This is a genomic window from Salipiger marinus (genome assembly GCF_035481585.1).
In the GTDB taxonomy this organism is placed as follows: Bacteria; Pseudomonadota; Alphaproteobacteria; order Rhodobacterales; family Rhodobacteraceae; genus Salipiger; species Salipiger marinus.
This window is the reverse complement of sequence record NZ_JAYKSL010000012.1, coordinates 20,224-42,658: the sequence shown is the minus strand read 5'-3', so window position 1 is coordinate 42,658 and position 22,435 is coordinate 20,224. Positions and strand designations below refer to the sequence as shown.

Below are 22,435 nucleotides of genomic sequence, written 5' to 3'. Positions count from 1 at the left end.
GGCCGGGCCCGCAGGCCCCCCCCGGCCGGGTTACTGCGCGGCCTTCAGGCGCTGCCAGATCTCCAGATAGGTCTCGCGCCGGTCGTTGCTGAGCGGGGTCTGGAAGGTGACGCGCGCCGCCACTTCCGGATCACCCAGCACGCGCTTGTTGAACGCCTCCTCGGGCAGGGCCGCCGCAGCCTCGGCATTGGCGGAGGCGGGGGCGCCGTCCTGATCCCAGCGCACGTAGAACTCGGGATCGATCATCCAGTCGATGAACTGCTGCGCCGCCTCCTTGTGTTCGGAGGTGGCCGGGACCGACAGCCCGTCCAGCCAGCCGATGGCGCCTTCCTGCGGCACCACGAATTCCACCGGCAGCCCCAGCGAGGCCGAGCGGCTGGCCGAGCCCGACCAGTAGCTGGCGATGTCCAGCTCCCCCGCCGCCATGAACTGGTTCCAGTCGTTCTCGCTGCTCCAGAAGGTGCGCAGGTTGGGCAGAAGCTCCGCCAGCTTGGCCTCCGCCGCCTCCAGATCGGTGATGTCGTTGATGTCCTGCCCGGTGGCCAGCGCCGCAAGCTGCAGCGCCTCCACCGCGTCATCGCGGATGGAAACCCGGCCCGCATAGGCCGGATCCCACAGCGCCTGAATGCTGTCGGGGGCGGTGTCGATGACCGAGCTGTTGATGGCGAAAGAGGTCAGGCCCCATGTCCACGGCACACCATAGACCGTGCCTTCCTGCACCAGCATGGGGTTCTGGGCAAAGCTCTCGGGCACGCCCGCGTAATTCTCCATCCCCGAGGTGTCGATGGGCGCCAGAAGCCCCTCCGCCACCGCCTGCTGGGTGTAGACCGCATTGACCAGCACCACGTCATAGGCGCCGGGATTGGTGCGCAGCTTGGTCAGCATCTCCTGTTCGGAGTTGAAATATTCATGCACGATGCTGTGGCCCGTGGCCTCGGCAAAAGGCGCGGTGGCAAAGTCCTGATCGGTGCCGTAGCCCTGCCAGTTGAGCACGCGGATCTCCTCCGCCACGGCGCCCCCCGTCGTCACGGCGAGGGCAAGAAGGGAAAGCAGTGCTGGTTTCATGGGTTGGTCCTCCGTGTTGGTCGATGGGATCCGGTGCGGATGCCCGGGTGTCGGAATTTCAGAGCAGGGGCAGCACCTGCTCCCGTGCCGGGGCGGTCGCAGGCCCCGCTTGGGTGATCGACAGCGCCGCGGCCACGTTGGCATAGCGCGCGGCCCGCACCGCATCGTCGCTGCGGGCCAGTTCCGCGATGAAACTGCCGATATGGCAGTCGCCCGCGCCGTTGGTGTCCACCGGGGTGACCCGGTGCGGGGCCACCGCGCAGAGCGTGCCACCGCTGGCCAGCAGACAGCCCATGGCGCCCTGACGCAGCACCGCCCCTGCCCGCCCCCGTGCCAGCGCACGCGCGGCCTCCCCGGGGTCGGGCTCGCCGGTCAGCACGGCGGCCTCGGCGGCATTGGCGCTGATCCAGTCGGCCCGCGCCATGACCGGGCGCAGCACCTCCTCCGCCAGCCGCGCCACCACCGGCGCGGGATCAAAAACCAGCACCACCGCGCGCGGCAGCCGCGCCACCCACTCCGCCACCGCCGCACGCGCCTGCGGGTAATGCAGCGTGTAGCCGGACAGCAGCACATGGCTGACCCCCGCCAGATCTATGGCCGCCAGATCCCCGGGCGCAACATGACCCTCCGCGCCGGGAAAGGCGATGAAGCTGCGTTCGCCATCAGGTTCCAGCAGCACGGTGCAGCAGCCCTGATCCAGCCCCGCACGCGGCGGGCGCGCAAGCGCGATGCCCAGATCCGCCAGCCGCGCCGCCACGATCCCGGCAAAGGGGCCGCTGCCCAGCGTTCCGCCAAGCCGCACCGCCATGCCCGCCGCGCGCGCCGCCGCCATCGCGTTGAAGCCTCCGCCCGGGGCCATGGCAAAGCCCGTTACCTCCGCCTCGGTGCCCGAGGCGGGCAGCGCGCGCAGGTGATAGGTCAGATCCATCACCGGGCCGGTCATCTGCAGAAGCAGGCTCATGGCTTCCTCTCGGCGGCTGCGCGCAGCGCCAGCAGGCCCCGCGCCACCCCGTCCAGATCCAGATCATTGGCCGCGCGCAGCTCTGCCGCCGCCGCCTCTGGCACGCTGCCGCCCAAGGCCCCGGCCATCGCCCCCGCCATGGCGCCGATGGTGTCGGTGTCATCGCCCACATTGGCGGCCCGTTCCAGCGCCCGCCACAGATCGCCCCGCGCCAGCCGCAGCAGGCCAAAGGCCATGGGCACGCTGTCGCGGCTGGCCACGGAACTGCCGATGCCCGCGATCAGCGCCGCTTCGTCGCCGCCCTCTGCCAGCCGCAGCGCCAGCGCGATGCGCCCCGCCATGTCGGGCTCGCCCACGGCATTGCCCTGCGCCTGCCCGGCCCGGCAGGCGGCCAGCGCCGGATCCAGCGCCGCATCCATATCCGCCCCGGCAAGGCCGCAGCTGACCGTCATGGCCACGGCGGCGGCGGCGGCGATGGCCTCGCCTGTGTTGTGGGTCACCCGGCAGGTCCGCGCCACCCGCGCCACCAGCGCGGCAGTCTCGGGCGGGGTCATGATGCCGATGGGGGCAATGCGCATCGCGGCGCCATTGGTGGTGCCGCGCGCCCCCGTCACCTCTGGCGAGGCCCCGGCCAGCAGCGCCTCGATCGCCGCGCGCGAAGAGGGCCCCAGCAGATCCTGCAGCCCCTTGGCCCGGATCCCCGCCTCCCAGTCCAGCAGGTCGCGGGCCCAGCCCGCCTCGTCGAACCCGACCGGATCGGCGATCAGCCGCCGTGCCAGCAGCAGGGTCTGTTCGGTGTCGTCGGTCACCTGCGCGGCGCGCAGCCCGTGCGACACCGGATGCCCGGCAAACGGCGCCACAAAGCCGGTGATCCGGCCATAGCGCGCGCGGATTTCCGCCCGGGTCAGGGTCTGCGCGGGCATCCCGAGCGCATCGCCCATGGCAAGACCCAGCAGCGTGGCACGGGCGCGAAGGAAGGCTGCGTCATCCATGCTCAGAACTCCATGTGCAGTCCAAAAAGCTCGGGGTCGAGCAGGCTTTCCACATATTCCACCACCCGCCCCGAGGCGGTGCGGGTCAGGCGGCGCAGGCGCAGCATCGGCTCGCCCGCGCTGCGGCCCATCAGCGCCGCATCCGCCGCCGACAGCGCGGGCAGGACATTGGCCCATTCCTCCCCCGAGGCGGGCGACAGCCCCCGCAGCTCCAGCTCGCGGCTGAGCGAGCCCTGCTCCAGCCCGGTGCGCAGCAGGGCGGCAAAATCCTCGCGCCACGGCACGCGGGACCGTTCCAGCGTCAGCGCCCGGCCGGTGTTTTCGCGAAAGCGCAGCCGGTCCACCGCCAGCACCTCGGCCGCCGCGACCTGCGGCGCGTCCAGATCCATCGGCTGCCGGGTGATGCTCAGGATGCGCACCCCCATGCGGGTCTCGCCCTCGGACAGCGCAAGGCTCCAGCCCGGACCGTTGTCGATCACAGCACCGCCATAGGTCACGAAGGACCCGATGCCGACCTTGGTGCGGATCAGCCCCTTGGCCGCCAGCACCCCCAGCCCCTTGCGCACCGTCGCGCGCGACACGGCAAACCGCGCGACCAGCGCCGTCTCGCTCGACAGCGCCGCGCCGTCATGCAGAAAGCCGGAGCGGATCTCGGCCTCCAGCACCCGGGCGATGCGTTCGGATTTGGTCCTGGGTTCGGGCTGCGCCATGCTGTCCCCTGTCTGCTCAGCAAGACTAGACAGGACTAGACAGGTCTGTCACGGGAAATCTGCAACAGCCCCGCAAAACAGGGATCGGGCGCCCCGTGATCCTGCCGGGGCGCCCGTCCGAGCCGTGACCCTGTGTGCCACCTGTCCGGAGCAGGACAGCGGGGCGCAGACCCCGTTCCCGCCCCGCAGGGACTCTGTCAGCGCCGGGGCAGCGTATCGGCCCAGTCGGCGATGGCATCCGCGGTCTCCACCGGCTTTGCGGCGGGCAGCGCGTGGCTCGCGCCCTCGATCACCTTGACCGTGACGCGGTCTGCGCCCAGCTCGTCCCGGACCTCGTTGCGAGACTCTTCTGGGCGGAACGGATCGGATCCGGCCTGCAGGTCAAGGATCGGCGCGCTGCCCCCGGCCCAGTAGCTGTCGCGCTCGGTCAGCTTGCGGGCGGCGCGCTGGCTCTGCGTCACGTCCTGATGCCAGCCCTCCAGCCATGGCTCGGCGGTCTGCTCGTCGGTGAAAAACGCCAGCATCAGCCCCTCCATGCGCTGCGCCCGGCTGGAGGCGGGGTCGTTGATCATGGTGATCGCGTCGGACAGCTCGGCAGGCCAGGACTTGGCGCCCCCCGCCACCAGCGCCAGCCCGCGCACCAGATCGGGATGGTCCGAGGCGATGGTCTTGGCGATCCACTGGCCATAGGCATGGCCCGCCACGATCGCATCGCCGCCCTCCTCGGTGATCACGGCGGCAAAATCATCGCCAAAATCGTGAAAGCTCACCTCTTCCAGCCTGCCAGTGCTCTGCCCGATGCCGCGCGGCTCCGGCAGCGCCACCTTGTAGCCGCGTTCGGCCAGCCGATCGGCCAGCGGGCCGAATTCGGCAGCCCCGCGCCCGGTGGAGGCGATCATCACCACCAGCGGCCCCTCGCCACGGACCGAATAGCCCACCTGCGTCTCGCCGTTCATCACCGTCTTTTCCACCGCCCCGGTCTCCGCCATGCCGCCCCCGGTCAGGGCAAGGGTCAGCCCCATCGCTGCAACGATCGCTTTCATCATCTCTCCTCCTCCGTCACGCCCCGCGCCGGTCGGCACGGGTGAGCGGATTTATAAAATCATAAATATGATTCTTCAACTTTATTGATCCGCCCCGGGCGCGCGGCCCTGCACCGCGGCCCCTTCGGACAGCAGGGCGGCGATGCGATCGGGATCAAAACCGGCCTCGGCCAGCACCTCGGTGGTATGGGCGCCCAGATGCGGTGGCGGCGTCGAAACGCTGGGGCTGCCTTCGGACATCAGGAAGGGCGCCACCGGCACGCGATACTCCCCCGCCCGGCCCAATGGCTGCGGCAGCGGCTGCAGCACGCCACGATGCGCCAGCTGCGGATCGGCCAGCGCCTCCTCCAGCGGGCGGACCTTGCCTGCGGGCACACCATGGTCGCGCAGATACGCCTCCCACTCGGAGGCGGTGCGGGTCAGCATCACCTCGCGCAGCACCGCCGCCTCGGCGGCATGGGCGGGGATGCGGTCGGCGTGGCGGGTCTTGACCATGTCGGGCCGGTCCAGCGCCTCCCACAGGCGTTTCTGCTGGCGCATGTTGGCAGCGCCCAGCATCAGCAGCCCGTCGGCGGTGTCATAGGCGCCCACCCCCGCCACGTTGAACCGGTTGCCCTCGGGATGGGGTGCCTTGCCACCTGCGGTCAGCGCGGTGACATGGGTGCTCATCAGCATCAGCGTCGCGTCGAACATGGCAAGGTCGATATGCTGACCCCGCCCGTTGCGTTCGCGGTGAAACAGCGCGGCGCTGATCGCAAAGGCGGTCATGTAGCCGGTGGCGTAATCGACCACCGGCGCCCCGGACTTGAGCGGCCCGGTCTCTTCGGTGCCGGTCAGCGCCATCAGCCCCGCCACCGCCTGAAACACGAAGTCATAGCCGGTTTCCGGCCCGCGCGGCCCGTCCTGCCCGAAGGCCGACACAGAACAATAGACCAGCCGGGGGTTGATCCGCGCGATCTCGTCATAGCCCAGCCCCAGCGAGGCCAGCGCGCCGGGGCGGTAATTCTCGACAAAGACATCGGCGTCGCGCAGCAGCGCCCGCAGCGCCTCCTGCCCGCCGGGGGTTTTCAGATCCAGCGCGGCAGAGCGTTTGTTCGCCCCCTGCGCCAGATAGGTGGTGCCCATCTCGGCGGCGCTCAGTTCTGCATCCGGCCCCTGCAGGCGCACCTGATCGGGCTCGCCCGGACGGTCGATCTTGATGACATCGGCACCCATCACCGCCAGCTGATAGGCGGCGAAGGGCCCCGCCAGCACATGGGTGGCGTCGATGACGCGCAGCCGCTCGAAGGGTCTCATGGCAGTCCTTTCCGGAAATGGCGTTGCCCGAAAGATGCGTCAAGAATTTGAACTATACAACTAGCTTAATGTAACTTAAGGTCCGGACCCGGCACCCACGGACCCGAAGGAGACAGACGCGGTGGACATGCAGCCAGAGACAGCAGCCGCCCCCGGCGTGCGGTTCAAGATGATCGGCAGCACCGCCGTGCTGCGCATCGACAATCCCCCGGTCAATGCCGGATCCCATGCCGTCCGCGCCGGGCTGGCCGAGGGGATCGCCCGCGCCACCCGGCAGGGGGCCACCGCCGCCGTGCTGATCGGGGCGGGCCGCTGCTTTGTCGCAGGATCCGATCTGCGCGAATTCGGCAAACCGCTGGCCCCGCCCGACCTGCCGCAGGTGATCCGCCTGATCGAAGAGGCGCCCTTTCCCGTCGTGGCGGCGCTGCACGGGGTGGCGCTTGGCGGCGGGTTCGAACTGGCGCTTGGCTGCGATTACCGGCTGGCCGCGCCCGGCACGCAGGTCGGCCTGCCCGAGGTGGGGCTGGGCTTTGTCCCCGGCGCGGGCGGCACGCAGCGCCTGCCCCGGCTGGCCGGGGTCGCGCGCGCGATCGAGCTGATCTGCAGCGCCGCGCGGATCCGCGTGGACGTGGCGCAGGAGGACGGGCTGATCGACCGCATCGTGACCGGGGATCTGCTGGAAGGGGCGCTGGCCTTTCTTGCTGACGCACCACAGCCGAAGCGGCGGGCGCTGGACCTGACCCCGCCCGCCGAGGCCCCGGAGCGGATCGACGCGGCGGCGACGCGGGCGCTGCGGCGCGGCAAAGGCCGCCCCAACGTGGCGGAGGCGATCCGGCTGGTCCGCGCCAGCGCCGGGCAGGATGCGGCGGCGGCGCTCGCCGAAGAGCGCGCGGTGTTCCAGCGCCTGCGGCTGGCGGAGGATGCCGTGGCGCTGCGCCATCTGTTCTTTGCCGAACGCCGCGCGGCGACGGTGGACGGGCTGGATATGGCGCAGGCCCGCCGCATCAGCCGCGTGGGTGTGGTGGGCGGCGGCACCATGGGGCAGGGCATCGCGCGGGCTTTCCTTGCCGCCGGGCTGCCGGTCGTGCTGGTCGAACGCGATCAGGCGAGTCTGGACCGGGCCATGGCCGGGCTGGCCGCACATCTGGACAAGGCCGTGGCCAAGGGGCGCCTCTCCGCAAACGAGGCCGCCGCGCGCCGCGCCGCCCTGACCGGCGCGCTGGAGGATCGCGCGCTTGCCGGGTGCGATCTGGGCATCGAGGCGGTGTTCGAGGATATGGCGGTCAAGCAGCAGGTGCTGGCGCGCATGGAAGCCGCGCTGCCGCCGCAGGCGCTGCTGGCCACCAACACCTCCTATCTCGACATCGACGAGATGGGCGCGGCGCTTACCGATCCGCAGCGGCTCTTGGGGCTGCATTTCTTCAGCCCCGCCGATGTCATGCCGCTGCTGGAGGTGGTGCGGGCGCAGGCCACCTCTGACGTGGCGCTGGCCACCGGGCTGCGGCTGGCGCGCGATCTTGGCAAGCAACCGGTGGTGGCGCGGGTGGCCGAAGGTTTTGTCGGCAACCGGATCTACGCCGCCTATCGCCGCCGCGCCGAACTGCTGGTGCTGGATGGCGCAAGCCCGGAGCAGGTCGACGCGGCAGCAACAGAGTTCGGCTTCGCCATGGGGCCCTTTGCGGTGGCCGACCTGTCGGGGCTGGACATCGCATGGGCCATGCGCAAGCGGCAGGCCCCCCGGCGCGACCCGCAGGCGCGATATGTGGCCATCCCCGATCAGCTCTGCGAGGCCGGACGGCTGGGCCGCAAGACCGGCGCGGGCTGGTATGACTACCCCGACGGTGCCCCCATGCCCTCGCCCGAGGTGGCGGCGATGATCGAGGCCGCGCGGCAGCAGGCCGGGATTGCGCCCAAGGTGCCGGATGCGGCGACGATCCAGCGCCAGCTTCTGGCCGCCATCGTCAACGAGGCGGCGCTGCTGCTGGACGAAGGCGTGGCGCAGCGCCCGTCGGATGTGGATGTGGCGCTGACCAACGGCTATGGCTTTCCGCGCTGGCGCGGCGGGCCGCTTCACTGGGCTGCAGCGCAGCAGAAGGCGGCACTTGCGGCCGATCAGGATGCGCTGCGGCAGGCGGTCGGCCACGGCTTTTGCGCGGGCCCGGTCGCCCGCGTGCTGGACCAGATCAGGACCGAACAGAAAGGCTGACGCAAGATGACTTACCAACCTGCACGGAGGCCGCGCCCATGACCATGACCCTGCACTGGTCGCCCCGGTCGCCCTATGTCCGCAAGGTGATGATCACCCTGCACGAAACCGGCCTGCTGCCGGAGGTGGCGCTGCAGCGGTCGGTCGTGGCGCTGCATCTGCCGCCCAATGCGGCGGTGCTGGCCGACAACCCGCTGGGCAAGATCCCGGCGCTGGTCACCGGCGACGGTCCCGCGCTTTTCGACAGCCGGGTGATCTGCGAATATCTGGATCTGCGGGCGAAGGCCGGGCTTTTTCCGGCGGAGCCTGCCGCGCGCCTCCGGCAGCTGCGCTGGCAGGCCATGGGCGACGGGCTGCTGGAGATGCTGCTGCTGTGGCGGACCGAACTTCTGCGCGAGGCGGGGCCGTGGCAGGGCATCACCTCCGGCTGGCAGGCCAAGGTTCAGGCGACCATGACCGCGCTGGAGACAGAGGCGGAGGATCTGGCCGGGGCCCCGTTCGGCATTGGCCAGATCGCGCTGGTCTGCGCGCTGGGGCAGCTTGATTTCCGCTGGAATGATGCGGACTGGCGCGGCCATTTCCCGCAGCTTGCCGGGGTCGCGGCGGCATGGCAGGCACGCCATTCCGTCAGCGCCACGATGGTGCAGGACGACCAGCCCGACGCGGTGGATGTCACCGCAGGCCAGCTGCGGTTTTCCGCAGGATAGGCGCCGAGGCGCGGCACAAGTGTCAAAAACCTAGGGTTTGGGCTTTATGCCGGGGCCCCGGGCGGCTATATCTTGGGGACAGAGATCAACAAGGGGCAACCCATGCCACCCGTGAGGGCAGATAACGCAACGGTCAGGGCGCTTCAGAAAAGCAACGTGTCCCGCTACATCCAGCTTGCCAGCCTGTTCCGGCAGCGGATCGAGACTGGCGAGTGGAAGGTGGGCGCCAAGATCCCCACGGTCAAGGAACTGGCCGAACAATGCGGCGTGGCGACCATGACGATCCGGCAGGCGCTGGACATCATCGAGGATGAAGGCCTGATCGAGCGCTACCGCGCCAAGGGCACCTTCGTGGTGGAACGCCCCAGCCGCGACCTGTGGTGCGAGGTCAAGACCGACTGGTCCGGCCTGCTGATCGCGCGGGACAATGCGCTGATCGAGATCCTGGGCGATGAACGCGGCACCTCGCTGCCGCATCGGGAAAGCGCCATCGGCACGCCCGCGCCCACCTACCGGCACCTGCGCCGCCGTCACAGCCGCGCGGGCACCGCGTTCCTGCTGGGCGATGTCTATGTGGACGAACGGCTCTGCCCGCTGATCCCGGACGACGCCTATACCCGGCTGACCGCGATGCGGCTGGCGCATGAACTGCCCGGCCACACGGTGGAGGATGCGGTGCAGATCGTCACCATCGGATCCGCCGATCTGGAAACCGCCAGCCAGCTCAACGTGTCGATCGGCGATCCGGTGGCCAAGGTGCAGCGGATCGCGGTGGACCAGCATGGCGACATCATCCTGCTGGCCAATGGCATCTATCGCGGCGACATGATGAAGATCGAGGTCAAGCTGCGCTGACCCCCGGTCCGGCGACCGGGGGCGCACGCTCAGCCGCGGAACACCGGCGCGCGCTTTTCGCGAAACGCCGCCATCGCCTCGGCGCTGTCTTCGGAAGTGGACAGCGCCTTGGTCTGGTTCTGCTCGAACCGGTAGGCGTCATAGATCGACATGCCTTCGGTCAGCTGAAACGACCGCTTCGCCGCGCGCACCGCCGAAGGGCTGGCGCGGGCGATGTCTGCGGCGATGGTCCATGCCGCGTCCAGCAGATCCTCCGGCGCGGTGCAGGCAGAGGCGACGTTCATCCGCAGCAGGTCGGGGCCATAGATGCGGCGGGCGGTGTAGATCAGCAGCCGCGCGTCGGATTCGCCAAAATGCCGCCGCACATGGGCGACCCCGCCCGCCAGACCCACCGTCACCTCCGTCATCTGCAGAAAGCCCCGCTCCGAGGTCACGAGGATATCGCAGCAAAGCGCCGCAACGCAGCCCGCACCGATGGCGGCGCCGTTGATGGCGGCGATGACCGGCTTGGGGCATTCCAGCAGGCAGTCGAAGCTGGCGCGCACCCGGCGGTTATGAGCGGTGTAGCGGCCCGGATCCTGTGTGGGGCGTTCGGACAGGTCGGCCCCGGCGGAAAAGGTCTTGCCCGCCCCGGTCAGGATGATGGCGCGCACGTCGGACCGGTCGCCCAGTTCGTCGATCACCTCGGCCAGTTCTTCGCGCAGGCGGTTGTTCTGCGCGTTGACCGGCGGCCTGTTGAAGGTCACCGTGGCGACCAGATCGCGGATTTCCAGCGTCAGCGTGTCAAAACTGGCGGTCATTTTGCGGCCTTTCCCTGCGCGTCCAGCACCGGGCGGGACATGGTGAAGGACCGGGGCGGCACGGTATATTCCATATAGCCCATGCGCCCCAGCGGTTGCAGCGCCTCCACATCGACCAGCCCGTCGCGCAGGACCGCCTCGTCGATATGGATGCCCACCACCTCGCCGATGGCGATGCGGTTGGCGCAGTCGGCGCCGGTGGCGGGGGTCAGGGTGACAAGCTGCGACAGGCGACATTCGACGGAGACCGGCGATTCCGCCACCCGCATCACCGGGATGTTGCGGCAGGGCACGGCGGTCAGCCCCGCCTCGACAAATTCGTCGGTGCCTTCGGGATAGGGCGCGGAGGAGCGGTTCATCGCCTCGCGCAGCGGATAAGTCGCGATGTTGACGCAGAAAAACCCGGTCTCTTCGGCATTGGTCACGCTGTGTTTGGGGCTGTCGGACGAAAACATCACAAAAGGCGGCTTGCCCGCAATCGCGTTGAAACAGCTGTAGGGCGCAAGGTTCGGCACGCCCGCCGCCGACGTGGTGGAGATCCAGCCGATGGGGCGCGGCACGATCAGCGCCAGCCATGGGTTATGCGGCAGACCGTGATCTTCGCTGCGGGGATCGTAGAACATGCTCAGCCCTCCCGCGCGGGCGCCAGCGCGCTCAGCGTGTCATGCGGTCCGGGCAGGGTGTCGCCCGCCCCGTCCGGCAGCGGAATGCGGTGGACGTTCAGGGTCATCGCCACCATGGAATAATAGCCGATCACCGCCGTCAGTTCGACCACGCCGACCTCGCCCCAGCGGTCCACGATGGCGTCATAGACGGCATCGGTGACATTGCCATGCGTCTGCAGCTGGCGGGTGTATTCGTAGACCTCGCGCGCGGCGGCATCCTCGCCGAAATCGGGGGCGCCGCCGCTGCGGATCGCCGCCGCGAAGCGCGGATCAAGCCCGGCGCGCGCGGCGTCGCGTTCGTGGATCGTCCATTCCAGATCGCTGTTCCAGCGCCGCGCGGTCACAAGGATGGCCAGTTCGTTCAGCCGCGCCGGGATCGAGGTTTCAAAGCGCAGCACCTGCCCCAGACGCTGCCAGCGGTCCGCCAGCACGGGGTTGTGCAGCGCCGCGCGCAGCGGCCCCACCAGCACGCCCCGGGGGCCGGACACGATCTGGTCATAGACCTCGCGCTGCGCTGCGGTCATCTCGGCGGGGGCGGGAAAGCTGATGCGGCCCCCGGTCTGGGCCGGGCCGGTCCTGATCTGGTCGTTCATGACTGGCGCTCCTTCAGTCCGAGCATGTCCAGCACCTCCTCCGTATGTTGTCCCAGCAGCGGGGGCGCCCGGTCATAGGCCAGCGGCGCGTTGCGGAAATTCAGCGGGCTCGCCACCTGTTTCAGATCGCCGCCCAGCGGATGGGGGATGTCGCGCAGCATCTGGCGGTGGCGCACCTGAGGATCCTCGAACACCCGGTCCACAGTGTTGATCGGCCCCGATGGCACGCCCGCCGCCGCAAAGAGGGCGACCCAGTGATCCACCGTGCCCTGCGCCAGCGCTTCGATCAGGATCTCTTCCAGCGCGGGCAGGTTTTCCACCCGCCCGGCATTGGTGGCAAATTCCGGCAGATCGGGCAGGTCGGGGCGGCCGATGGCCTCGGCGAACTTGCGGAACTGCCCGTCATTGCCCACGGCCAGCACGATATGGCCATCAGCCACCGGATAGACGTTCTGCGGCTGGATGTTCGGATGCCGGTTGCCGCGGCGCACCGGCGGCTGCCCCGACACAAGATAATTCATCGCCTGATTGGCCAGCATCGCCACCGACACGTCGAGCATGGCCAGATCGATGTGATCGCCCTTGCCGGTGCGGTCGCGCTGCGCCAGCGCCGCCAGCACCCCGATGGAGGCATACATGCCGGTCATGATGTCGACGATAGGCACCCCCACCTTCTGCGGACCGCCGCCGAGGGTGTCATCCGGGGCGCCGGTCACGCTCATCAGCCCGCCCATGCCCTGAATCATGAAATCATAGGCCGCATCGCCCGCGCGCGGCCCGGTCAGCCCGAAGCCGGTGATGGAGCAGTAGATCAGCCGCGGATTGACCTTCTGCAGATCGTCATAACCCAGCCCCATGCGGTCCAGCGTGCCGGTCTTGAAATTCTCCAGCAGGATGTCGCTTTGCGCGGCAAGGGCGCGCACCGTCTCGCGGCCCGCTTCGGATTTCAGATCCAGCGCCACGGACCGCTTGCCCCGGTTCACCGACAGGTAATAGCCCGCCTCCTGCGTCGGCCTGCCTTCGGCATCGTTCAGAAAGGGCGGGCCCCAGCGGCGGGTGTCGTCGCCCTCGCCCGCGCGTTCGACCTTGATGACATCGGCGCCAAGATCGGCAAGGGTCTGGCCGCTCCATGGACCGGCCATGATGCGGCTCAGGTCAAGAACTCGGATATGGGACAGCGGACCTGACATCAGGCGGGCTCCTTCGTGGTCTGGAAGGCCTTGCCGTCAAGGAAGGCCAGCAGGACGCGGGTAAAGGCGTCGGGGGTCTGGAAATTGGGCAGGTGGCCTGCCCCGGGGATCACGGCGGTCTGCGCGCCGGGAAGTCCTCCGAACTGCCGGGCCATGGCCTCGGGCATGGCGCCATCTTCGGCCCCCGCGATGGCCAGCACCGGACAGGCAAGTGCTGCGGCAGCGGCGGCGTGGTCATAGGCGCCAAGCGCATGGGTCGCGGCGGCAAAGCCCGCCACTGGCGTGGCGGCGATCATCCGGCGCAGGCGCTGGCTCTGCTCCGCCTCCGGGGCAAGGCCGGGCAGCCAGCGCGGCGCGGTGCTGTCGGCGATGGCCTGCATCCCGTCGCGCCGCGCGGTGTCGCGCCGTTCGGCCCAGAACGCCTCGCGGCCCGGGGCACTTCTGGCGACGCCGTCCACCGCCACAAACGCGGCAAAACGGTGGGGGGCGGCGGCTGTGGCGGCAAGCGCCGTGGGACAGCCCATGGACAGGCCCACCACGGCGCAGCGGTCCACCCCGGCGCCGTCCATCACCGCCAGCAGATCGGCGCCGTACCGGTCGAAATCCATCGCCCCCTCGGGCGCGTCGGATCCGCCATGGCCGCGCTGGTCATACCGCAGCACCCGGTAGCGCGCGGCAAGCGCGGGGATCTGCGCATCCCAGACCGCAAGATCGGTCAGCACGGAATTCACCAGCACCACGCAGGGCGCCTCCTCGGGCCCGTCAAGCCGGGCCTGCAGGCGGCAGCCATCGGGGCGGGTGACCTGAAACGGATGGGTCATCGCACGGTCTCCTTTGCGGGGGTCTTGGGGGCCGGGGCGCGGGTGGCGAAGCCCGCGCCCATCACCAGCGCCAGCGCCGCCAGCCCCGCAAGATCCGTCAGCCGTTCGGGCACCAGCAGGCACAGCCCGCCTGCCAGCAGCACCAGCACCTCCCAGCCCTTGGCGCGACGGTTCAGCAGATAGATCCAGCGCTCCGACGCGGCGGCCAGCATCAGGATCGACAGCACCGCAGTCGACACGGCGATGGCGATGTTGAGCGGCTCGCCCTCTAGGATCAGGTTGGGGTTCAGCACGAAGAGGAAAGGCAGCACGAACAGGATCGCCCCCAGCCGCATCGCCAGCACCCCGGTCTGCAGCGCCGGAGATTTGGCGATGGAGGCGGCGGCCACGGCAGCCATGGCCACGGGCGGGGTGATGTAGGACAGCATCGCCCAGTAGAGGATGAAGAGATGCGAGGCCATCTGGCTGAACCCCGCCTGTTCCAGCGCGGGCGCCAGCACCACGGCAAGGAAGATGTAGCAGGCCGACACCGTCATCCCCATGCCAAGGATGAAGCTGGTCAGCGCCCCCAGCAGCAGCAGCAGATAGGGATTGCCGCCCGCATATTGCAGAAGCTCGCGGCTGAAGGCGTTGCCGACCCCGGTGATGGCCAGCGCCCCCACGATCATGCCGACGCCTGCCAGCACGCCGACCAGCATGCCGATGGTGGCGCCCACCTCCAGCACCATGGCGACAAGCGGGGCCAGCATCCCGTCCTTGCGGGCGCGGACCAGTGCCGTGACCAGCAGCAGCACGGTGACATAAAATGGCGCCTTCGCCTCGGCATTGGTGGCCAGCAGCAGCACCACCAGCGCGGCAAGGCTGACCAGATAGATCCAGCCCGAGCGCAGCGCGTGCCAGAGCTTCGGCAGCTCGTCGCGCGGCAGGCCCTTCAGCCCGTTGCGCGCGGCGTAGCAGTCGGTCTGGATCAGCAGCACCAGATAGAACAGCAGCGCCGGAACCGTGGCCGCGATCATGATGTCGGCATAGGGCACGTTCATGAACGAGGCCATGACGAAGGCCACGGACCCCATGACGGGCGGCATCAGCGCCCCGCCGGTGGAGGCGCAGGATTCCACCGCCGCCGCATAGGTGGGCGGGTAGCCGCATTTCTTCATGGTCGGAATGGTCATCGACCCGGTGGAGATCACGTTGGAGATGACGCTGCCCGAAAGCGAGCCGAAAAACCCCGAGGACAGGATCGCCACCTTGGCCGGGCCGCCCCGGGCATGGCCCATCAGCGCGCTGGCCAGATCCATGAAGAAGGTGCCGCCCCCCGACACGGTCAGCGCCACGCCGAACAGGATGAAGCCGATCAGCAGATCCGCGATCACCCGCAGCGGGATGCCGATGATGCTTTCGACCCCCAGCGCATGGCTCAGCACCGTCTCGCTGAAGCTCATCTGCGCGCCCCACAGGAAGCCCGACAGATGCCCGGTATAAAGCGGGAAGGTCGCGAAGATCAGGCAGATGATGAAAAGCGGCAGGCCCGCGCAGCGCCGCACCGCCTCCAGCGACAGCAGGACAAGCACGGTCGCCATGACGATGATGAGGGGCGGCGCCTCGAATTCCCAGCCCTGATAGAGGATGGCATCGGTGTTCCACGCGAAGGTCATGCAGACCGCGAAGGCCAGCGCCGCGAGGCCCCAGTCATACCAGCGGACGCGGGTCGCATCCGCCGCGCGCGCGGGCGTGCCCAGAAAGGCGACCGGCATGAACAGGCCCAGCACCATGTAGTAATAGGCGGTGCTGATCGGGCGGAAGCCCAGCACCTGCAGGTTGAAGATCTGGTTGATGATCAACAGGATGCCGGTGGCGGACAGGGCCAGCACCGCGAACCACGCGGGTCCGGAAAGGCGCGTGTCCGTGGCGCGCCAGTATCTGGCGACCTGCGGGGCTTGGGGGGAAGCGTCGGGGGACATGACCATATCCTGTGGGCAAGTGTCGGAAGACAGGCGGTGCGGGGGCGCGCGGCCCGGTCAGGACGCAGCCCGGACCGGGCCGGGCCTGCGTCCCCGGAATCCGGGATTACCGGGCGTGGCTGGCGCGGTAATCTTCCCAGAAGGCCGGCCAGTCGTCATTGGACACGCCGCTGGCATCGGCCTCCTTGACGGCCTCGGCCCAGAGTGCCTTGGTCGTCTCGATGGCGGCAATCCGCTTGTCGTTCCACGCGTCATCCTGGTCGTCCCAGATGCCGCGCTCGCGCAGGTAGCGGATCGCGCCGGGATGGAAGGGCGCACCAGACGGCGTGGTGCCCGACTCCTCCAGCACCCAGAGCGGCATGTCGGCATTCGCGTCCTTGTAGGCCGGGAAGCTGAGATCAAGCGCCTTCACAAGGTTATAGACCTCGTCCTCGTCCGCCGTGGCCAGCGCGGTGATCTGCGGATAGCTGTAGCCCATCAGCTGGGCGGGATTGTCTTCGGAAATGCCCGCGCCCACGGTGATGGTCCGCGGCTGGAACAGGCTGGATCGGTCGCTGATGCGAGCCCAGCCTTCGGTATCCTCGCCCGGCATGTCGAGCCAGCGGAAGCCGCGCCCCGCCTCGGCCTCGCGCAGCGCGGCCACGGCGGGCGTCACCGGCACCACATCGACCTCGCCCGCGACAAAGGCCGCAAGCATGGCGCCATAGCCGGGATACATGATCTTTTCCACGTCATCGGGCGTCAGCCCGGCAAAGGCCAGCGCCGCCTCGGTGTTGAGCGTGGTCGAGGGGCTTGCCTCCACGAAACCGACACTGACGCCGGGCAGATCCGCCGGGGTCTCGATGTCGGTATCCCCGCCCGCGACCAGCCCCACACCCGCCGGACGTCCCAGCAGCACGCGCAGATCCTGCGGGCCCCAGTCGCGCGCCGCAAATTCATAGCTCGCATCAGAGGCGAACAGGATTTCATTGCCCATCAGCCCGTAGCTGGCGCGCCCGCGCACCAGCGGCAGCAGCCGCCCGATGGCGGTGCCCGATGGCGTAAGGCGGATGGTGGTGCCGAACTGCTTGTCCAGCGCATCCGCCATGGCCGAAGCCTCGACATAGCCGCTGGATCCCAGATCGTAGGATGTCCAGATCATGGTGCGTGGCAGCGTCACCTCCTCCGCGAAAGCTGCCTGACCACAGACCAGGGCCGCGGCCAGTGCCGCGGTCTTCAGGATGGTTGAGCGAAACAAACGAGATCCTCCCTTTACGTCCGTTGCCCGGAATGGGCGCGACCCCGGCAGGGTCGCGCAGATCCGATGCTGGGTCATATGAATTGAAAAGTCAATTCTATGATTCAATGAAACTTGTGTCAGCCCGGCAGGCCCAGAACCGCCCGGGCCAGCACGTTGCGCAGGATCTCGGTGGAGCCGCCAAAGATCGTCACCGGACGCGCCGACAGATAGGTGGCGGCGGCATGCAGCCGCCGGTCGCCCTGTGGCGGATGGCGCAGGCCAGAGGCGGGGCCTGCCACCTCCATCGTCAGATCCGAGATGCGCTGATACAGTTCGGACTGGAAGACCTTCAGCATGGCGACATCCGCCCCGATCTCTGTGCCGTCGCGCAGCCGGTCCAGATAGGTCTGGAACAGATCGCCCAAGTCCAGCACGTCGCAGCGCAGCGCCACGAACCGGTCGCGGAACACCGGATCGGACCACTGCCCCATATGCCGGGCCAGATGTTCCAGCCGCGCCAGCGCGCTGGCCGACAGGCGCGGCGCGCCGATGAAGACCCGTTCATGCCCCAACAGCGCCTTGGCGGCGGTCCAGCCCTGATTGACCTCGCCCACGATGTGATCCAGCGGCACCCGCACGTCGTCAAAGAACACCTCGCAGAACTCCGCCTCGCCGGACAGGTTGAGGATGTTGCGGGTGCTGACGCCGGGCGCGTCCATGGGCACCAGCAGGAAGCTGATCCCGGCCTGCTTCTTCACGGTCTTGTCGGTGCGGGCGAGGATGAAGATCCAGTTGGCATCCATGCCAAGCGTGGTCCATGTCTTCTGGCCGTTGATGACCCAGTCCCCGCCCTGCTGCACCGCCTCGCAGCGCACGGCGGCAAGATCGGATCCCGCCCCCGGTTCGGAATAGCCCTGCGCCCAGACATGTTCGCCCGACAGGATGCGCGGCAGGAAATGGTCCTTCTGCGCTTCGGTGCCATATTTCAGCAGCAGGGGGCCCAGCATGACCGGGCCGATGTCATGCACGCGGGCGGCGCCGAAGCGTTCCAGTTCCTCCACCATGATCAGATGCTTGGCTGCGGTCAGCCCCATGCCGCCCCGGTCCACCGGCCATGTCGGGCACAGAAAGCCGCGCTGCGACAGCTTCAGATACCACGGTTTCACCACGTCCCAGTGCAGCCGCTCCAGCGGAAAGCGCGGGATGTCGGGATACTCCGTCTCGACAAAATCCCGGATCAGGGCGCGGAACTCCGCATCGCTCATCGCAGTGTAATCGGGGGTCATGCCGCAGCCTCCAGTCCCTGCGCCAGCCGGGCCCGGATCGCGGCAGGCGCTCCGAACAGATGGGCCAGCGTCATCGCCTTGCGCACGAAAAGGCCGATATCGGCCTCGTCGGTGATGCCCATGGCGCCATGCATCTGCACTGCCTCGCGCGAGACCAGCAGCGCCGCTTCCGCCGCGCGCAGCAGGCAGCGGTCGGTGTCGCGAGCGCGGAGCGTTGGATCCGCGCCAAGATCGATGCGGGCTGCGGTAGCCTCTACAGCCGCGCGCAGCAGTTCGATGCGGATTTTCAGATCGGTGGCGCGGTGCTGCAGCGCCTGAAAGCTGCCGATGGGGCGCCCGAACTGTTCGCGGATCCGCAGATAATCCAGCGTCAGGGCAAAGGCGCGCTCCGACAGGCCCAGCAGATAGGCGGCATGGGCCAGCGCCGCATCCTGCACCACCGCCTGCGCGCCGGGACAGGGATGCAGGTCGGCCCGCACCCCGTCGAGCTGCAGCGTGGCCATCTGCCCGCCATCCAACGTCTCTTCCAGATGCAGCGTGACGCCGGGCGCGTCGCGCGGCACCACGGCCACGCCCGCCCCGGTCAGCACCGCGATCAGATCGGCGCCACCTGCCCCCGGAATGGCGCATTTGCGCCCCGACAGCCGCCCGCCCTCGGCGCCGCCCTGCCAGTCCAGCCTGCCGGGACTGTCCTGCCATGCGGGAACCATCACCGCATCACCGCTGGCCGCCTGCTCCGGCAAAGCCTGCCCCAGCAGCGCGCCCGCCATGATCGTGGCGCCAATCGGTTCGGGCACCAGCCCCTCCCCCAGCAGGCGCATCAGCGCGCAGGTTTCGCGCAGGCCAAGCCCCAGCCCGCCCGCCGCCTCGGGCACGCGCATCAGGTAAAGCCCGAGCCCGCCCGCCTCTGCCACCATCGCGGGATCAAAGCCCGGCCCCTGCCCGCGCAGCCCGCGGATGCGCGCCAGCGCCCCGTCGGCGGGCACGATGGCCCGCGCGCTGTCAAGGATCATGCGGCTGTTTTCGATCCAGTCGTCCATGCCTGCCCCCGTCATCGGATCGCGCCTTGCGCGCGCAGATCGGCGATGCGGTCCTCGGTCAGACCCAGATCGCGCAGCACCTCGTCGGTATGTTCGGCAAATAGCGGCGGCGGTCGGCGGTCAGCCGGGGGCGCCCCCGAAAAGCGCACCGGATTGTCGATATAGGACATGCGCCCGGCGGTGGGGTGGTCCATCTGCTTCAGCAGCCCCCGCGCCTGAACCTGCGGCATCTGCAGCATGTCCTCGATGGAATTGAGCGGCCCGGCGGGAATGCCGATCGCCTCAAGCTCGGCATGGGCGGCATCGGCGGATTTCTCCGCCAGCCGCGCCGCGATCATCGGGATCAGGCTGTCGGCATTCTGCAGCCGAGCAAGGTTGGTGGCATAACGCGCGTCATCCGCCACGCCCTCTAGCCCCAGATACTCGGCAAAGCGGCGGAACTGCGGGTCATTGCCGATGGCGATCATGATCGGGCGGTCGGCACAGTCAAAGGCCTGCCACGGGCAGGTGATCTGCGAGGCGGTGCCGTTGCGATGCGGCAGCCTGCCGGAGGAGAGGTAATTCATCGCCATATGCGAGGCCGCGTGGATCTGCGTGTCCAGAAGCGCGATGTCGATGAACTGCCCCTCGCCCGACACCGCGTCGCGATGCGCCAGCGCCGCAAGGATGGCCGCGACCGCATATTGCCCGGCGGTGATGTCGGAAATGGAATAGCCCACCAGCGCGGGCCCGCCGCCGGGCTGGTCCTCGGGGCTGCCGGTCATGCTCAGAAGGCCGCTCATCGCCTGAAAGATCGGGTCATATCCGGGCAGATGCGCCATCGGGCCGGTCTGGCCGAAGCCGGTGATCGAACAGTAGATCAGCCGGGGGTTCAGCTGCGCGACGCTCTGGTAATCCAGCCCCATGCGGGCCAGCGTGCCGGTCTTGAAATTCTCGATCAGCACATCGGCGCCCGCGATCAGCTGGCGCGCGATCTGCTGCCCCTCGGCGGATTTCAGATCCAGCGCGACCGACCGCTTGCCCCGGTTCATCGCCAGAAAGCTGGAGCTTTCCCCCGACGGCACGCCGTCCGGCCCCAGATGCGGCACCCCCATGCGGCGCACGTCATCCCCGCCCGCCACATGTTCCAGCTTGACGACATCGGCGCCAAAATCCGCCAGCATCTGCGCGGCCCATGGCCCCGCAAAGACGCGGCTCAGATCCAGCACCCGGAGATGTCCAAGGTTTCCGGTCATCCTGCTTCCTCCCTCGATTCCGGCCCGAACATCCACAAGGGGAGAGGCTTGTGCAAGGTAAAAATTGTAAATATGATTCTTTCATCTTTTAGGAAGGAAAGCCCCATGATCGTCGTAGAGACCCCGCTGGACATGGCCGCGCACCGGGGCCAGAGCCTTGGCGTGACCGGCTGGACCGAAATCACGCAGGCCCAGATCACCGCCTTTGCTGATCTGTCCGGCGACGATCACTGGATCCATGTCGATGCCGCGCGGGCGGCGCGTGAACAGCCCGGGGGCCGGACCATCGCGCATGGCCTGTTCGTGCTGTCGCTGATCCCCAGGCTGCAGCGGCAGCTGTTCCGGATCGAGGCGCGCGGTGCCGGGCTGACCTATGGCTATGACCGGGTGCGCTTTACCGCGCCGGTGCCGATCGGCGCCCGGATCCGGCTGCGGCAGCAGGTGGGCGAGGTCACGCCAAAGGGCCAAGGCGCCCGCATCGCGCTGCAGTCGGTGATCGAGATCGAGGACCAGACCAAGCCCGCGCTGATCGCCGATGGCATCCTGCTGATCGCCGGGGCCTGAGCGCCCTTTTCCCTCCCATACTCCCCCCTTGATTCGCCGCTGCCCTGCCCGGGCGGCCCGGCAAGCCATTGCTTTCCGGGCGCTTGCACGGATCTGTGACAAGAGCGTTTACAAAACTAATAAAGTATTACTTAATGAACTCCATGGAGCGGGAGGTTGCTCCGTCAGGGAGGAAAAACATGACACTCAAAGCAACATTGCTGGCGAGCGTGCTCGTCCTGTCGCCCGGCGCGCTGCTGGCTGCGGACATGACCATCGGGTTCAGCCAGATCGGGTCGGAATCCGGCTGGCGCGCCGCCGAAACCACGGTGACGCGGCAGGAAGCCGAGAGCCGGGGCATCGAGCTGAAATTCGCGGATGCCCAGCAGAAGCAGGAAAACCAGATCAAGGCCATCCGGGGCTTCATCGCGCAGGGCGTCGATGCGATCCTGCTGGCGCCCGTGGTCGCGACCGGCTGGGACGAGGTGCTGGAAGAGGCGAAGGACGCCGAGATTCCCGTGGTGCTGCTGGACCGCACCGTGGACGCGCCCGAAGATCTGTATCTGACCGCCGTCACCTCGGATCTGGTGCATGAGGGCCGGGTCGCGGGCGAATGGCTGGCCGAGGAAATGGCAGGCGAAGACTGCCGCATCGTCGAGCTGCAGGGCACCACCGGATCCTCGCCCGCCATCGACCGCAAGAAGGGCTTCGAAGAAGGCATCGCCGGGCAGGACAATCTGGAAATCGTGCGCAGCCAGACCGGCGACTTCACCCGCGCGCAGGGCAAGGTCGTGATGGAAAGCTTCCTCAAGGCCGAGGGGGGCGACACGATCTGCGCGCTTTACGCGCATAACGACGACATGGCCGTTGGCGCCATTCAGGCGATCAAGGAAGCAGGGCTGAAGCCCGGCGAGGACATCAAGATCGTCGCCATCGACGCGGTGCCCGACGCGCATCTGGCCATCGCCAATGGCGAGATGAACGCCACCATCGAACTGACGCCGAACATGGCAGGCCCGGCGCTGGACGCGCTGGAGGCGTATCTGGCCAATGGCACCGAACCCGCCAAATGGATCCAGACCGAGTCGAAGCTTTACACCGCAGCCGACGACAATCAGGCGGTGTATGAAGAGAAGAAGAACCTGGGCTACTGAGGCCCGTCCGGGCCGGGGGCGCACTCGCCTCCGGCCCGATGGCCCGGTTCCGCCGGGCCGTTGTTCTTCTGCCTGCAAGCCCCATCCGGTGAG

General features: G+C 68.6%; 21 protein-coding genes. 5 read left to right on the top strand and 16 right to left on the bottom strand.

Annotated elements, in window-relative coordinates; genetic code table 11:
- Positions 1 to 30: 30 nt before the first annotated feature.
- The 6 genes from VK682_RS16200 to VK682_RS16175 form a co-directional block, all read right to left on the bottom strand.
- Positions 31 to 1,065, bottom strand: a complete 1,035-nt coding sequence (locus VK682_RS16200; RefSeq protein ID WP_230796572.1) for an ABC transporter substrate-binding protein — start codon at positions 1,063 to 1,065, stop codon at positions 31 to 33.
- A gap of 58 nt (positions 1,066 to 1,123) precedes the next feature.
- Positions 1,124 to 2,026: a PfkB family carbohydrate kinase gene (locus VK682_RS16195; RefSeq protein ID WP_230796573.1), complete on the bottom strand. Its 903-nt coding sequence runs from the start codon at positions 2,024 to 2,026 to the stop codon at positions 1,124 to 1,126.
- Positions 2,023 to 3,018: an ADP-ribosylglycohydrolase family protein gene (locus VK682_RS16190; protein ID WP_230796574.1), complete on the bottom strand. Its 996-nt coding sequence runs from the start codon at positions 3,016 to 3,018 to the stop codon at positions 2,023 to 2,025. Before VK682_RS16190 ends, VK682_RS16195 begins: the two co-directional genes overlap by 4 nt.
- Positions 3,019 to 3,020: 2 nt before the next feature.
- On the bottom strand, positions 3,021 to 3,728 hold the full coding sequence (locus tag VK682_RS16185) for a GntR family transcriptional regulator (RefSeq protein WP_230796575.1): 708 nt from the start codon (positions 3,726 to 3,728) through the stop codon (positions 3,021 to 3,023).
- A gap of 197 nt (positions 3,729 to 3,925) precedes the next feature.
- Entirely contained in the window at positions 3,926 to 4,771 is an 846-nt protein-coding gene (locus VK682_RS16180; protein WP_230796576.1) for an alpha/beta fold hydrolase, read from the bottom strand.
- 81 nt (positions 4,772 to 4,852) lie between these two features.
- Positions 4,853 to 6,067: a CaiB/BaiF CoA transferase family protein gene (locus VK682_RS16175; RefSeq protein ID WP_230796577.1), complete on the bottom strand. Its 1,215-nt coding sequence runs from the start codon at positions 6,065 to 6,067 to the stop codon at positions 4,853 to 4,855.
- Positions 6,068 to 6,194: 127 nt separating this feature from the next.
- Between VK682_RS16175 and VK682_RS16170 the strand changes: the two genes are divergently transcribed.
- From VK682_RS16170 to VK682_RS16160, 3 genes are all read left to right on the top strand, one after another.
- Positions 6,195 to 8,273 carry a 3-hydroxyacyl-CoA dehydrogenase NAD-binding domain-containing protein gene (locus tag VK682_RS16170; RefSeq protein WP_230796721.1) on the top strand — a complete coding sequence of 693 codons (2,079 nt, stop codon included), beginning with the start codon at positions 6,195 to 6,197 and terminating at the stop codon, positions 8,271 to 8,273.
- 38 nt (positions 8,274 to 8,311) lie between these two features.
- Positions 8,312 to 8,980 carry a glutathione S-transferase family protein gene (locus VK682_RS16165; RefSeq protein WP_230796578.1) on the top strand — a complete coding sequence of 223 codons (669 nt, stop codon included), beginning with the start codon at positions 8,312 to 8,314 and terminating at the stop codon, positions 8,978 to 8,980.
- Positions 8,981 to 9,136: 156 nt separating this feature from the next.
- Positions 9,137 to 9,835: a GntR family transcriptional regulator gene (locus VK682_RS16160; protein ID WP_324782222.1), complete on the top strand. Its 699-nt coding sequence runs from the start codon at positions 9,137 to 9,139 to the stop codon at positions 9,833 to 9,835.
- A gap of 29 nt (positions 9,836 to 9,864) precedes the next feature.
- On the opposite strand, the gene VK682_RS16155 is transcribed toward VK682_RS16160, so the two are convergent.
- The 10 genes from VK682_RS16155 to VK682_RS16110 all read right to left on the bottom strand — a co-directional run bounded on the left by VK682_RS16155 (position 9,865) and on the right by VK682_RS16110 (position 20,645).
- Positions 9,865 to 10,635, bottom strand: coding sequence for an enoyl-CoA hydratase/isomerase family protein (locus tag VK682_RS16155; RefSeq protein ID WP_230796580.1), 771 nt, complete (start codon positions 10,633 to 10,635; stop codon positions 9,865 to 9,867).
- The gene (locus VK682_RS16150) at positions 10,632 to 11,258 is read right to left on the bottom strand and encodes a flavin reductase family protein (RefSeq protein ID WP_230796581.1); all 627 of its coding nucleotides are present in this window, start codon (positions 11,256 to 11,258) and stop codon (positions 10,632 to 10,634) included. The genes VK682_RS16155 and VK682_RS16150 overlap by 4 nt, the downstream gene beginning before the upstream one ends.
- 2 nt (positions 11,259 to 11,260) lie before the next feature.
- A complete protein-coding gene (locus VK682_RS16145; RefSeq protein WP_089846185.1) occupies positions 11,261 to 11,893 on the bottom strand; it encodes a carboxymuconolactone decarboxylase family protein in 633 nt (210 codons plus the stop codon).
- Complete coding sequence (locus VK682_RS16140) at positions 11,890 to 13,083, bottom strand: CaiB/BaiF CoA transferase family protein (protein ID WP_230796582.1); 1,194 nt, start codon at positions 13,081 to 13,083, stop codon at positions 11,890 to 11,892. The genes VK682_RS16145 and VK682_RS16140 overlap by 4 nt, the downstream gene beginning before the upstream one ends.
- Positions 13,083 to 13,904 carry an alpha/beta fold hydrolase gene (locus VK682_RS16135; RefSeq protein ID WP_230796584.1) on the bottom strand — a complete coding sequence of 274 codons (822 nt, stop codon included), beginning with the start codon at positions 13,902 to 13,904 and terminating at the stop codon, positions 13,083 to 13,085. Before VK682_RS16135 ends, VK682_RS16140 begins: the two co-directional genes overlap by 1 nt.
- Positions 13,901 to 15,865 (bottom strand): TRAP transporter permease, encoded by a 1,965-nt coding sequence (locus tag VK682_RS16130; protein ID WP_230796586.1) that lies wholly within the window; start codon positions 15,863 to 15,865, stop codon positions 13,901 to 13,903. The genes VK682_RS16135 and VK682_RS16130 overlap by 4 nt, the downstream gene beginning before the upstream one ends.
- A gap of 106 nt (positions 15,866 to 15,971) precedes the next feature.
- Positions 15,972 to 17,102 carry a TAXI family TRAP transporter solute-binding subunit gene (locus VK682_RS16125; protein ID WP_230796587.1) on the bottom strand — a complete coding sequence of 377 codons (1,131 nt, stop codon included), beginning with the start codon at positions 17,100 to 17,102 and terminating at the stop codon, positions 15,972 to 15,974.
- A 119-nt stretch (positions 17,103 to 17,221) separates the two neighbouring features.
- The gene (locus tag VK682_RS16120) at positions 17,222 to 18,370 is read right to left on the bottom strand and encodes an acyl-CoA dehydrogenase family protein (protein WP_230796588.1); all 1,149 of its coding nucleotides are present in this window, start codon (positions 18,368 to 18,370) and stop codon (positions 17,222 to 17,224) included.
- Positions 18,367 to 19,425 carry an acyl-CoA dehydrogenase family protein gene (locus tag VK682_RS16115; RefSeq protein WP_324782221.1) on the bottom strand — a complete coding sequence of 353 codons (1,059 nt, stop codon included), beginning with the start codon at positions 19,423 to 19,425 and terminating at the stop codon, positions 18,367 to 18,369. Before VK682_RS16115 ends, VK682_RS16120 begins: the two co-directional genes overlap by 4 nt.
- Positions 19,422 to 20,645 (bottom strand): CaiB/BaiF CoA transferase family protein, encoded by a 1,224-nt coding sequence (locus VK682_RS16110; RefSeq protein ID WP_230796590.1) that lies wholly within the window; start codon positions 20,643 to 20,645, stop codon positions 19,422 to 19,424. Before VK682_RS16110 ends, VK682_RS16115 begins: the two co-directional genes overlap by 4 nt.
- 105 nt (positions 20,646 to 20,750) lie before the next feature.
- Here VK682_RS16110 and VK682_RS16105 point away from each other — a divergent pair, with 105 nt between their 5' ends.
- Positions 20,751 to 21,209: a MaoC family dehydratase gene (locus tag VK682_RS16105; RefSeq protein WP_324782220.1), complete on the top strand. Its 459-nt coding sequence runs from the start codon at positions 20,751 to 20,753 to the stop codon at positions 21,207 to 21,209.
- Positions 21,210 to 21,388: 179 nt separating this feature from the next.
- Entirely contained in the window at positions 21,389 to 22,342 is a 954-nt protein-coding gene (gene ytfQ, locus VK682_RS16100) for a galactofuranose ABC transporter, galactofuranose-binding protein YtfQ (protein WP_089846169.1), read from the top strand.
- Positions 22,343 to 22,435: the final 93 nt, after the last annotated feature.